The organism is Bradyrhizobium sp. ma5, from assembly GCF_042258955.1.
In the GTDB taxonomy this organism is placed as follows: Bacteria; Pseudomonadota; Alphaproteobacteria; order Rhizobiales; family Xanthobacteraceae; genus Bradyrhizobium.
Window position 1 is genome coordinate 5,333,710 of the sequence record NZ_CP170156.1, and the last position, 12,348, is coordinate 5,346,057.

Sequence of the window (12,348 nt, forward strand, 5' to 3'; positions counted from 1 at the left end):
TGCCAACCCGATATGGGATGGCAATAAAGGAGATTCGAGGGTTAAGTCCACGGATCCCCACACTTTTTTGTGTCCGGTACGCCACGCGACAACCTGTCGCACGCCGTTTGCATGGCCCGGGAGCGCCCTGCGGCGCTCCCGGATCGCGCATTACTTGAGTTCGACCTTGGCGCCAGCCTTCTCGAGCTGGGCCTTGATCTTGTCGGCTTCTTCCTTGTTGACGCCTTCCTTGACGGGCTTCGGAGCGCCTTCGACGAGGTCCTTGGCTTCCTTCAGGCCCAGGCCCGTGATGGCGCGGACTTCCTTGATGACTTCGATCTTCTTGTCGCCGGCAGCAGCCAGTACGACGCTGAATTCGGTCTTCTCTTCAACCGCAGCAGCGGCAGCGCCGCCGGCAGCCGGGCCGGCCACCGCAACGGCGGCAGCGGCGGAGACGCCCCACTTTTCTTCGAGGAGCTTGGCGAGTTCAGCCGCTTCGAGCACGGTGAGGCTCGAGAGGTCGTCGACGATTTTCTGCAAGTCAGCCATTGATCTGTTTCCTTAAACGTTTGGTTCGAACCAGGTTTTGAGATTAGCGAAGGGTCAGGCCGCTTCGCTCTTTGAGGCATGAGCCTGAATGACGCGTGCGAGCTTGGCCGCAGGCGCGTTCGAGAGCTGAGCGAGCTTGGTCGCCGGCGCCACGAGGAGGCCAACGATCTTGCCGCGCAGTTCGTCAAGCGACGGCAGTGAGGCGAGCGCCTTCACGCTGTCGACATTCAGGACGGTTTTACCCATCGAGCCGCCAAGGATGACGAACTTTTCGTTCGCCTTGGCGAATTCGACGGCAACCTTTGGCGCCGCAACCGGATCGCTCGAAGTAGCGATCACAGTCGGTCCCTTCAGCAGGGAACCGATGGCAGCGACGTCAGTGCCTTCAAGAGCAATTTTGGCGAGACGGTTCTTCGAGACCTTCACCGACGCACCCGCCTGCTTCATCTGCATGCGCAGCTTCTGCATCTGGGCCACGGTGAGGCCGGAATAGTGAGCGACGATCGCAACGCTCGTGGCCTTGAAGGCCTCGTTGAGCTGTCCGACCGCCTCTTTTTTTGCCGCTCGTTCCACAGCAAGCTCTTTCCGGTTGGCGGCCTTTCCGCGAAGGCAGGACCGCCGGGTTGCACCCATCGTCCCGCCCTAAACCTGATCCGTTGGGCGCAAAGACCCTTCAGACATGCCGGGCAAGACGACATCTAGAAGCCTGCCCTCCCAGAGCCTTGCGGCCATGGGCTGTCGAGGTTCGAACCAAACCAGCCTCCCAGCCGCGACCAGGCCGCGACGTGGAGCACAAAATCCGGTCTTCACCCGTCTATGCAGGCCATACGATTAAGCCGTTGAAAACACGAAGTTCTCGCGGGCGCCTGCAGTCTCGGACAGGATCGGGCTATCGGCCGAAGCCGAACACCCTGCTCTCATTCCGTTTGAGGCGACGGGTTTCCTTCCTTTCGAGCATCCTTGCGGGCATGCGGAAAGGAATGATCTCCTATCACCTCAGGTTTTCGGAATGCGAGCACGGACCTGCCAGCAAGTGCCAGCACGCCCGGAAGCCGCTATGTAACCGGTCCCGCCCTGCTTGCCAAGAGCAAATTTCAGACCAGTTTCATATTGCGGCCGGGGAACCGGTTCCACGGCCGGAACCGGCAGCCGCTCAGGCACCCCTTACCTCAAACGGCAACGGTTTGCCGGCGAAGAACGCCTCCAGATTGGCGAGCACGCAGTCCTGCATTGCCACGTGCGATTCCAGGGTGTGACCGCCGATATGCGGCGACAGCACGACGTTCGGCAGCGCCGTCAGTTCGTCCGGCGCGTGCGGCTCTCTGGCGAACACATCGAGGCCGGCGCCCGCGATCGACTGATCGGCAAGGGCCGCCACCAGCGCCTTCTGGTCGACGACGGAGCCGCGCGAGATATTGACCACGATCCCGTTGCTGCCGAGCCGGCGCAGGATGTCGGCATTGACGGCATGGACGGTGTCCGCGCCGGCGCGCACCGCGATCATCAGCACGCTGCACCAGTCGGCGAGCGCCTCGAGGCTCGGAAAGTGCTGATACGGCACGTCCTGCCGTGACCGGCTGAAATAGCCGACCTCGGTCTCGAACGCCGCGACCCGCGCCGCGATCCTGCGGCCGATCTCGCCGAGACCATACACGCCGACCTTGCGGCCGCGCATGCCAGCCTGCGGCCGCATCATCGGCGACGGCTTGGCGCCGATCCAGTCGCCGCTGCGGACGTAATTATCGACGACCGGCAGTCGGCGGACCGCCGCCAGCATCAGCGTGACCGCGATGTCGGCAACCGATGCGGCGTTGGCGCCGGGGCTGTGGCCGACTGCAATGCCGCGCTTCGCCGCGGCGGCAAGATCGATCCCCTCATAGCCGGTGCCGTAGCAGATGATCGCGCCGAGCTTCGGCAGCACGTCCATCGCCTCGCCGCCAAGCGGGGTTCCGCCCGCCGTGACCATCGCCCGGATCTCGCCAAGCTCCGCCGCCGGAAACAGCTCGGTCGGCGGCTTGCCCGCGGCGTTCAACAGCTCGTAGCGCTCGCCGAAGCGCACCAGCTCGTTTCTCGGAAAGCGCGAATAGACCAGGACCTTGTCGGGCATTGTTATTGTTTCCTGCGAGAGGCTTCACCTGGAGCCTTTTCCATTCCGGTTGAATCGGAACCAGGCTTTGGATTCTTGTTTCTTCATGCGAGCCGGTAGCCGCCTAGCGCGAAACGCTCCGGCAAAACAAAGGGCGGAACCGGTTGCCCGATCCCGCCCCTGTTTATCTCGTCACGGCCAAAGACCTCAGCCGAGGATCGTGCCCGGCTCGACTTTCACGCCCGGGCCCATGGTGGAGGAAACCGCCACGCGCTGGATGTAGGTGCCCTTGGAGCCCGCCGGCTTCGCCTTGGAGACCGCGTCGGCGAGTGCCTTGACGTTCTCGACCAGCTTGTCCTCGGAGAACGAGGCCTTGCCGATGCCGGCCTGCACGATGCCGGCCTTCTCGACGCGGAACTCGACCGAGCCGCCCTTGGCGCCCTTCACGGCGTTGGTGACGTCCATGGTCACGGTGCCGATCTTCGGGTTCGGCATCATGCCGCGCGGGCCGAGCACCTTACCGAGGCGGCCGACCAGCGGCATCATGTCGGGAGTGGCGATACAACGATCGAAGTCGATCGCACCGCCCTGCACCTTCTCGACCAGGTCTTCGGCACCGACGACGTCGGCACCGGCGGCCTTGGCTTCCTCAGCCTTGGCGCCGCGCGCGAACACGCCGACGCGCAGCGTACGGCCGGTTCCGTTCGGCAGGTTGACGACGCCGCGAACCATCTGGTCGGCGTGGCGCGGGTCGACGCCGAGATTGATCGCGATCTCGATCGTCTCGTCGAACTTCGACTTGGCGCGCTCCTTGACCATCTTGATGGCGTCCGCGAGCGGGTAGAGCTTCTCGCGATCAACACCCTCGCGGGCCTTCTTCAAACGCTTTCCGATTGCCATGGCCGTTACCCCGCAACTTCCAGACCCATCGAACGGGCAGAGCCCTCGACCATCTTCATGGCCGATTCGATGGTGTCGCAATTCAAGTCCTTCATCTTCTTCTCGGCGATCTCGCGCACCTGCGCCTTGGTCACCTGGCCGGCCTTGTCGCGGCCCGGCGCCTTCGAGCCGGACTGGATCTTGGCAGCCTGCTTGAGGAAGAACGACATCGGGGGCGTCTTCATCTCGAAGGTGAACGAACGATCGGCGTAGATCGTGATCACCACCGGGATTGGGGTATTCTTCTCTTCCTTCTGGGTCTGCGCGTTGAACGCTTTGCAGAACTCCATGATGTTGAGACCGCGCTGACCAAGCGCGGGACCGATCGGGGGCGAAGGATTCGCCGCACCGGCCGGGACCTGAAGCTTCAGGTATCCGGTCACTTTCTTTGCCATTTATCACTCCTGTTGTGCCGGACGGTGCCGGCGGTTTCAGGTTCCGTGGTTCGGTTGAAGGGGCTGGCGACCGCCTCCTCCCTCCCACGGCCTCTCACTTGACGCGGGGATATACCCCGCGCCGTCCGGTCAGACCACCTTTTCGACCTGACCGAATTCCAGTTCCACGGGGGTCGCACGGCCGAAGATCGACACCGCGACCTTCACGCGCGAGCGCGCCTCGTCGATTTCTTCCACCACGCCGGAGAACGAGGCGAACGGGCCGTCGGCCACGCGCACGTTCTCGCCGATTTCGAACGACACCGATGCCTTCGGACGCTCCACGCCCTCCTGCACCTGGTGCAGGATCCGCATCGCCTCGGCCTCGGAGATCGGCATCGGCTTGTTTTCCGCGCCGAGGAAGCCGGTCACCTTCGGGGTGTTCTTGATCAGATGGAACGCCTCGTCGGTCAGCTTCATCTTCACTAGCACATAGCCCGGGAAGAACTTGCGCTCGGCGTCGATCTTGCGGCCGCGGCGCACCTCGGTGACCTTCTCGGTCGGCACCAGAATCTGCTCGAACAGCTCTTCCAGCCCGCGCTGCTTGGCCTGCTCGCGGATCGATTCCTGAACCTTCTTCTCGAAGTTCGAATAGGCGTGAACGATGTACCAGCGCTTGTCCATCAATTGAGTTCCCATGCTCATCAGTGGATGCCCAGTATCAGGGTAATCAGATAGCGGATGATCTGATCTGCGGCGAAGAAGAAGATGGAGGCCAGCGCCACCATCACGAACACCATGATGGTGGTGATGGTCGTCTCGCGGCGCGTCGGCCAGGTGACCTTGTTGGTCTCCGAGCGCACTTCCTGCAGGAATTTGAACGGGCTGAAAGCCATCGTGAGATCCGCATCCGTTTCCGGACGATTTGCAACGTTTCAAGGAATCCGAACAGCCGACCTTGCGGACCCAGCCCTCGTTTGGAAGGTTGAGCCGATAAACGAGCTCGAATGTTCGGGGAATTAGGCCGCGCCGGATATCCGCGATCAAAGCGGGCCGGCTGCGAGTGGGCGGTATCTACTGCGAGACCGGCCAAAGGTCAAGGTCGGCGGGGTCGCGCCCCACCCCGGCCGGGACCGCGGCAGGCTGAAACTGGGCCTCTCGAATCAAGCACTTAGGCTGATGGCACGAGGTCCGTTGCCCCGGCCGCCCACCGCGGCGGCCGGGTGGATCACCCGGCAAAGCTCTTCTGGACCGCCTGATCCAGCGTGGCGCCGCCGACATAGCGCTGGCGCAGCTCGCGCTTCAGCAGCTTGCCGCTCGGGTTCTTCGGCAGGGCATCCACGAAGATGACCCGCTTCGGCACCTTGAAATGGGCCATCGACGCCGCGCAGTGCTTGGTCACGGCCTCGGCATCGAGGCTCTCGCCCGCCTTGACCACGACGATCGCGGTCACCGCCTCGATCCAGCGCGGATCCGGCAGCCCGACCACCGCGACCTCCGAGACCCCAGGCAGCCGGTAGATCATCTCCTCGACCTCGCGGCTCGCGACATTCTCGCCGCCGCTCTTGATCATGTCCTTCACGCGGTCGACGACGGTGATGTAGCCGTCGGCATCGACGGTCGCGAGATCGCCGGAATGAAACCAGCCGCCGGCAAACGCCGCCGCGGTCTTCACCGGATCGTTGTAGTAGCCGGACAACAGATGCGGCGAGCGATGCACGATCTCGCCGACCTCCCCGACCCCGACGTCGGTCATGTCCGGCTTGACCACCCGTGTCTCGACATTGATCGCGGGCTTGCCGGCCGAGCCCGCCTTCGGCAGCTGGTGCTCCGGCGCCAGCACGGTCGCGAGCGGCGCAATCTCGGTCTGGCCGTAGAAATTCCAGAACTTTACATCGGGCAGCCGGCGCTGCAGTTCGAGCAGCACTTCGACCGGCATGATCGAGGCGCCATAATAGCCCTTGCGCAAGGTCGACAGATCGGTGCGATCGAACGAAGGCGAGCGCAGCATCGCGATCCAGATCGTCGGCGGCGCGAAGAACGCATTGATCTTGTGGGCCGCGATCAGCGCCAGGACATTGTCGGGCACCGGCTTGCCAGTAATGAGACTGGTGGCGCCGAGATAGATCGCAGGCCCCAGGAAGACGTCGAGCTGCGCGCAGTGATAGAGCGGCAGCGCGTGCAGCACAGTGTCGTCGGTCGCCATGCCGCCGTCGATGATGCAGCTGACATACTGCCACATGACGGCTTCATGGGTCAGGATCGCGCCCTTCGGCAACGACTCCGTGCCGCTGGTGTAGATGATCTGCGCGGGATCGCGGCTGTCGACGGCGGCATCCGGCGCCGAAGCGTCGCTGTGCAGCAGGCTGTCGAAGGTGGTGATGCCGTCGGGCGCCGTGGCCGGATCCTCGCCGGGCAGCCAGATCAGGGTTTCGACCGCCGAGCCCTTGGCGGCGGCTGCGTGCCCGGTCTCCACGAAATCGGGGCCGACCGCGAGCAGCTTCGCGCCGGAATTGGCGAGGATGAAATTGATCTCGTTGGGATTGAGCATGAAGTTGATCGGCACCAGGATCGCGCCGATCCGCGCCACCGCGAAGCGCAGCGCGGCAAAGCCATGCGAGTTGCGCGACAGCACCGCAACACGATCGCCCTTCGCAATGCCAAGCGCCAGCAAGCCGCGCCCGAGCCGATTGCAGATCGCGTCCAGCTCGGCAAAGCTCCAGCTCACGTCGCCGCAGATCAGCGCGGTCTTGTCGGGGTAGCGCTTGGCCGACCGGCGCAACAGATCGCCGATGCTGTGCTCGCGGGCGCGCTGGATGGTTGCTGCGATGTCTCCGCTCATTTGAGTCCCTCCCGAATGTGCTTTTTGTCGTTGTCTTGTCTTTGTCGCTCTCCGCCTTGCCGTCCCTATTGCCGGGCGGCGTAAGCGTGTTCCATGTAGGTGTGCTCGACTGAGCGATCGAGCGAGGCGATCTTCTCGAAGCCGCGCCGCCAGTCCTGCAAATGCCGCCGCGTCCACAGCACGCCGGCCTCCTTGTCGCGCCGCGTGATCGCATCGAGGATGTGGCGGTGCGCCTCGACGAGGCGCGCGCCGCCCTCCGGCACGCCGCCGACGATCATCTCGGTAGTCGGAAAGAACAGCTGCGCGGCGGGCTCGCGGGCGAGCTGCAGCACGCGGTTCTGCGAGGCCTTGGCCATCAGCACGTGGAATTCCGCATCGAGCTCGGCGAGATCGGCGGGGTTGCCGACCACCGCGGCACTGCGCTCGAGATTGCCGGCGAGCTCGGCGATGTTCGCCTCGGTCGCGCGCTCCACTGCGCCTTCGACGCTCGCGACCTCCAGCGTCATCGAGGTCTCGAACAATTCGCGGAACGTCACCTCGTACAGGATCAGCGCGCGCGAGAGTCTTGTGGCGAGCTTGTTGTAGCGCGGCAGGCAGGCCTGCAGGCGGCGGCTGGAATCGCGGCAGATCAGCCCGCCCTCCTCGAGCACGCGAATGCCTTCGCGCACCGTCGAGCGGTTGACGCCGAACTGCGCGACCAGCTGCTGCTCGGTGCCAATCGGCTCGCCCGGCTTGATCCGGCCGTTGACGATCTCGCGTTCGATCGCGTCCGCGACCTTCTGATAGGCCGGCGCGACGTCGATGCGCCGGAACAGCGGCGTGGCGGGCATCTTCAGCTCTCCGGGGTTTCCCGATTGTCGTTTGTCGGACAAAGGATAGGCGAAGGCCTCTGGAGCGTCAAATCGAGGGCTTTTGGCCGGATTGTCGCACCCGGTTGGCCGGAATTGACAGCGGAACCAGGCAAATCTAGCTTTGTCGGACAAACCGATAAGAACAACCTGGGGAGGCGCATCACCATGAAATCCATCGTCACGAGTCTGTCCGCGGCCGGCCTGATCGCCGCCGCGCTGGCGGGCCCCGCGCTCGCACAACAGACGCCGCTCAAGATCGGCGTGCTGACCGATTTCCAGTCGGTCTATTCGGACATCGGCGGCGCCGGGAATGTCGAAGCCACCAAGATGGCGATCGAGGAGTTCGGCGGCTCGATGTTCGGCAAGCCGATCGAGCTGGTCACGGCTGACGCCCTCAACAAGGCCGACGTCGCCGCCACCATCACCCGCAAATGGTACGAAGCCGAGAATGTCGACATGATCATCGACATGCCGACCTCGGCGACTGCACTCGCCGGCATGGAGATGTCGAAGCAGTTCGAGAAGATCATGATCGTGACGGACGCGGCGAGCTCCGACATCACGGGCAAGTCCTGCTCGCCCTACACGCTGCACTGGACCTACGACACCTACGCCAACGCCCACACCGTCGGCAGTGCGATCGTCAAGAACGGCGGCGACAGCTGGTTCTTCATCACCGCCGACTACGTGTTCGGCCACTCGATCGAGCGCGACACCGGCGACGTGGTCCGCGCCGCCGGCGGCAAGGTGCTCGGCAGCGCCCGGCATCCACTCAACACGCCGGACTTCTCCTCCTTCCTGCTGCAGGCGCAGTCGTCGAAGGCCAAGATCGTTGGCCTCGCCAATGGCGGCGGTGACACCATCAACGCGATCAAGCAGGCCGCTGAATTCGGCATCGTCGCGGGCGGACAGAATCTCGCCGGCATCGTGATGTTCATCTCGGACATTCACAGCCTCGGGCTGAAGCTCGCGCAGGGCCTGATCATCACCGAAGCCTACTACTGGGATCTCAACGACCGCACCCGCGCCTTCGGCAAGCGCTTCTTCGAGCGCATGAAGCGGATGCCGACCATGAACCAGGCCGCGACCTACAGCGCCACCCTGCACTACCTCAACGCGGTGAAGGCCGCCGGCACCAAGGAGACCAAGCCGGTGCTGGCAAAGATGCGCGCGACCCCGGTCCGCGACGCCTTCACGGACAATGGCGTGGTGCGCGAGGACGGCCGCATGGTGCACTCGATGTTCCTGTTCGAGGTCAAGAAGCCCGAGGAATCGAAGGCGCCGTGGGATTACTACAAGGTGCTCGCGGAGGTGCCCGGCGACCAGGCGTTCCGGCCGCTGAAGGACGGCGGCTGCCCGCTCATCAAGTGAGTGAATAGAATCATGGCCGGGGTCCAGGGCCTCGGCCAACACGTTCAAATGATTAGTGAAAAGCTGGCAGGAGTGGCAGGGCTCGAACCTGCGACCCCCGGTTTTGGAGACCGGTGCTCTACCAATTGAGCTACACTCCTGCAGGGAACCAGCGTCGCCGCCGGTTCGCGCCGTTTCAAGCACAGGGCATGGCCGGTTTGCAAGGGCGAAGCGGTGAAGCTTCTGTTCATTGCAAAACTTCTGCGCCAGACTTCGGCCATCACTCCACGTCGGCGCTCCGCCGCAAGAATCAAGAACCCGGGAGAGACCATGAACGCCCAGACCGCCACCAAGCACGCCTCCAGTCAAACCACCCCGTCCCTCCCCCTCGCCAAACCCGAATCGATCGGGCTGTCGAGCACGCGGCTGCAGGCCCTGTCCGACACCTTCAAGCGCGAGGTCGACAAGGGAACCGCGCCCGGCTTCACGGTGCTGGTGGCGCGGCGCGGCCAGATCGGCTGGTTCGACGCGATCGGCCGGCAAAGCCCGAGCGCGTCTGCGCCGATGACGCATGACACGATCTTCCGCATCTTCTCGATGACCAAGCCGATCGTTTCGATCGGCATCATGATGCTGCTGGAGGACGGCCACTTCCTGCTCAGCGATCCCGTCGCGAAGTTCATCCCCGAATTCGCCGAGACCAAGGTCGGCGTCGAACACAACGGCAAGCTCGAGCTCGTCCCGGTGCAGCGGCAGATGACGATCCAGGACCTGCTGCGCCACACCTCGGGTCTGACGTATGACCACACCGGCAACGGGCCGGTGCAGCAGCTCTATCAGCAGTCGCGGCTGCGCAGCCGCAAGATCACCAATGCCGAGCACGCCACCATGCTCGCCGGCATGCCGCTGATCTGCCAGCCCGGCGCCGAGTGGAACTACAGCCGCTCCACCGACATCCTCGGCCGCATCATCGAAGTCGTCAGCGGCAAGACGCTCGGCGAATTCCTCGCTGAGCGCATCCTCGCCCCGCTGCAGATGAACGAGACCGCCTTCCACACGCCGGAAGCCAATGCCGGCCGGCTTGCCGAGGCGTTTGCGAGCGATCCCTGGACCAATGAGAAGGTGCAGCTGTTCAACATGCTGGAGAAGCCGGCGATGGAATCCGGCGGCGGCGGACTGGTGTCGACCACGATGGACTACGCCCGCTTCGCGCAGATGCTGCTGGGCGGCGGCGCGCTCGACGGCACAAGGATCATCGGCCGCAAGACGCTCGAATTCATGGCCTCAGATCACCTCGGCGCCGGCGTCAAGGTCCAGGGCACGCTGGTGTCGCCCGGCCACAGCTTCGGCCTCGGCTTCGCCGTGCGCACGCAGCAGGGCATCGCGCCGTTCTCCGGCTCGGTCGGCCAATACTTCTGGAGCGGCATGGCCGGCACGTTCTTCTGGATCGATCCGAGCGAAGACCTGGTCGCGGTCTTCATGATGCAGGGCCCGGGCCAGCGCGAATATACCCGCTCGCTGGTGCGCAACGGGGTGTACGCGGCCGTGGAGTGAGGCGAGCACGCCTCGCTCCACATCCAAGACCGTCATCGCCCGGCTCGACCGGGCGATCCAGTACGCCGCGGCCCCTCGGCTCAATAATGACTGCCTCTGGAATACTGGATCACCCGCTTTCGCGGGTGATGACACGTTGAGTATGTGGCGCGCTTTGCGCACCAACAACGCGCGTCAGCTGATCGTCGCGCCGCCGTCGATCACGATGGTCTGGCCGGTGAGGAAGTCGCCGGCGCGCGAGCCCATCAACACTGCGGCGCCCGCGATCTCGTCGGGCACGCCGATGCGCAGCAGCGGCGACCGCGCGGTCGAGGCCTTCAGCGTGTCCGGATTGTCCCACAGCGCCTTGGCGAAATCAGTCTTGATCAGGCCCGGCGCGATGCAGTTCACGCGGATATTGTGCTTGCCATATTCGCAGGCGAGGTTGCGCGCGAGCTGCATGTCGGCGGCCTTCGAGATCGCGTAGGCGCCGAGCACAGTCGAGCCCTTGAGACCGCCGATCGAGGACACGATGATGATCGAACCGTCCTTGCGCTCGATCATCTGCGGCACCACCATCGAGATCAGCCAGTTGTTGGCGACGATGTTGTTGTCGAGGATCTTGCGGAACTGATCGTCGGAGATGCCGGCAAGCGGACCGTAATACGGGTTCGACGCCGCGTTGCAGACCAGCACGTCGATCTTGCCGAAGGCGCGATTGCTCTCGTCGACCAGGTTCTGCAGGTTTTCCTTCGACGAGATGTTGGCGGCGATCGCGACCGCGGTGCCCTTGCCGAACTTGCTGTTGATATCGCCCGCGACCTGCTCGCAGACGTCGGCCTTGCGCGAGGAGATCACGACCTTGGCGCCGTGCTCGGCCATGCGCTCGGCAATGGCGAGCCCGATGCCGCGCGTCGAACCGGTGATGACGGCGACTTTTCCCTTCATGTCGAACAAGGTCATGTTTCTCTCCCAGGTGTGAAGTGTTTGAATACTGCGGTTGAGCTTAGGCAGCGTTCCGGTGTTGCGATAGCAGCAATCACGCAAGCTTGCTCGCCGGCCGGACTTCAGGTCCGGACGGCTGATGCATCGCGGCGTGGCGCGGATCGGCAATCCAGGGCTGCTGGTTCACCATCGGCAGCCGCCAGGTTGACAGGCCGATGCCTGCGATGTGATCGAGCCGCGTCACCGAGACATTGTCGATGTCGAACGACAGGCCCCGGTCCGGCTGGCCGCCGAGCGCAAGACCAACCGCGGCCCGGATCACGCCGCCATGGCCGACCGCGATGATGTTCTTGCCCGGCTCTGCCGCCGTGATCCGCACGATCGTGCGGCAAACCCGCGTATAGAGATCCATAAAACTCTCGCCGCCGGGCGCGGGCTCGTTGACGTCGGCAAACCAGCTTCTGCCGGGCGGCTGGCTCGCGAGCAACGCGGCGCGGTTCATACCCTGCCACTGGCCGAGATGCTGCTCGGCGAAGTCGCGTTCCTGCGTCATGTTGGCCGGCTTCGGAAAGCCGGCGGCCCAGATCGCTTCCGCGGTCTTGTGCGTGCGCTTCAGATTGCTCGAATACCACACCGCATCGCGCGGCAGCATCTTGGCGACTGCCTCGAACACTTCGACATCGCCGGTGTCGCAATCGATATCCTCTTGTCCGTAGATGTTGCCGCCGTCGCTGCGCACCGGTGCGTGGCGAACCCACCACCACCGCGTCACCGTCACGTTAGGCTTGTCTGGATTGGACATCGGATGAGCCCTTCAATACTGTCCCCCGTCGCTGTACGTCACGCCGCACATCGTCTCAAGTGCTTCGGACGTTTGAAATTTTGTTTGAATTCCGTCGC

The 12,348-nt window shown here is 64.1% G+C and carries 13 protein-coding genes and 1 tRNA gene; 2 read left to right on the plus strand and 12 right to left on the minus strand.

The window, feature by feature from the left end; all coding sequences use genetic code 11:
• Positions 1-150: 150 nt before the first annotated feature.
• The 9 genes from rplL to ACE103_RS24975 all read right to left on the minus strand — a co-directional run bounded on the left by rplL (position 151) and on the right by ACE103_RS24975 (position 7,599).
• Entirely contained in the window at positions 151-528 is a 378-nt protein-coding gene (gene rplL, locus ACE103_RS24935) for a 50S ribosomal protein L7/L12 (protein WP_223967328.1), read from the minus strand.
• 54 nt (positions 529-582) lie between these two features.
• Entirely contained in the window at positions 583-1,101 is a 519-nt protein-coding gene (gene rplJ / locus ACE103_RS24940; protein ID WP_223967656.1) for a 50S ribosomal protein L10, read from the minus strand.
• 580 nt (positions 1,102-1,681) lie between these two features.
• Positions 1,682-2,635 (minus strand): 2-hydroxyacid dehydrogenase, encoded by a 954-nt coding sequence (locus ACE103_RS24945; protein WP_375775252.1) that lies wholly within the window; start codon positions 2,633-2,635, stop codon positions 1,682-1,684.
• A gap of 186 nt (positions 2,636-2,821) precedes the next feature.
• A complete protein-coding gene (gene rplA, locus ACE103_RS24950) occupies positions 2,822-3,514 on the minus strand; it encodes a 50S ribosomal protein L1 (protein WP_029081784.1) in 693 nt (230 codons plus the stop codon).
• Positions 3,515-3,519: 5 nt separating this feature from the next.
• Positions 3,520-3,948, minus strand: coding sequence for a 50S ribosomal protein L11 (gene rplK / locus ACE103_RS24955; RefSeq protein ID WP_066499365.1), 429 nt, complete (start codon positions 3,946-3,948; stop codon positions 3,520-3,522).
• A 129-nt stretch (positions 3,949-4,077) separates the two neighbouring features.
• Entirely contained in the window at positions 4,078-4,611 is a 534-nt protein-coding gene (gene nusG / locus ACE103_RS24960; protein WP_021081670.1) for a transcription termination/antitermination protein NusG, read from the minus strand.
• 20 nt (positions 4,612-4,631) lie between these two features.
• A complete protein-coding gene (secE, locus tag ACE103_RS24965) occupies positions 4,632-4,823 on the minus strand; it encodes a preprotein translocase subunit SecE (protein WP_223967326.1) in 192 nt (63 codons plus the stop codon).
• Between the two features lie 332 nt (positions 4,824-5,155).
• Positions 5,156-6,769, minus strand: a complete 1,614-nt coding sequence (locus ACE103_RS24970) for an acyl-CoA synthetase (RefSeq protein ID WP_375775253.1) — start codon at positions 6,767-6,769, stop codon at positions 5,156-5,158.
• 65 nt (positions 6,770-6,834) lie between these two features.
• Positions 6,835-7,599 (minus strand): FadR/GntR family transcriptional regulator, encoded by a 765-nt coding sequence (locus tag ACE103_RS24975; RefSeq protein WP_375775254.1) that lies wholly within the window; start codon positions 7,597-7,599, stop codon positions 6,835-6,837.
• Between the two features lie 186 nt (positions 7,600-7,785).
• Here ACE103_RS24975 and ACE103_RS24980 point away from each other — a divergent pair, with 186 nt between their 5' ends.
• Positions 7,786-8,991 carry an ABC transporter substrate-binding protein gene (locus ACE103_RS24980; RefSeq protein WP_375775255.1) on the plus strand — a complete coding sequence of 402 codons (1,206 nt, stop codon included), beginning with the start codon at positions 7,786-7,788 and terminating at the stop codon, positions 8,989-8,991.
• 64 nt (positions 8,992-9,055) lie between these two features.
• Here the strand turns inward: ACE103_RS24980 and ACE103_RS24985 are convergent.
• Positions 9,056-9,131: transfer RNA gene (locus ACE103_RS24985), tRNA-Trp, on the minus strand.
• A gap of 169 nt (positions 9,132-9,300) precedes the next feature.
• Here ACE103_RS24985 and ACE103_RS24990 point away from each other — a divergent pair.
• Positions 9,301-10,524 (plus strand): serine hydrolase domain-containing protein, encoded by a 1,224-nt coding sequence (locus ACE103_RS24990; RefSeq protein WP_375775256.1) that lies wholly within the window; start codon positions 9,301-9,303, stop codon positions 10,522-10,524.
• A 174-nt stretch (positions 10,525-10,698) separates the two neighbouring features.
• Here ACE103_RS24990 and ACE103_RS24995 read toward each other — a convergent pair whose 3' ends face one another.
• Together ACE103_RS24995 and ACE103_RS25000 are read right to left on the minus strand one after the other, a co-directional pair.
• Positions 10,699-11,466: an SDR family NAD(P)-dependent oxidoreductase gene (locus tag ACE103_RS24995; RefSeq protein WP_375775257.1), complete on the minus strand. Its 768-nt coding sequence runs from the start codon at positions 11,464-11,466 to the stop codon at positions 10,699-10,701.
• Positions 11,467-11,542: 76 nt separating this feature from the next.
• Entirely contained in the window at positions 11,543-12,250 is a 708-nt protein-coding gene (locus ACE103_RS25000) for a histidine phosphatase family protein (RefSeq protein WP_223967321.1), read from the minus strand.
• Positions 12,251-12,348 lie beyond the last annotated feature (98 nt).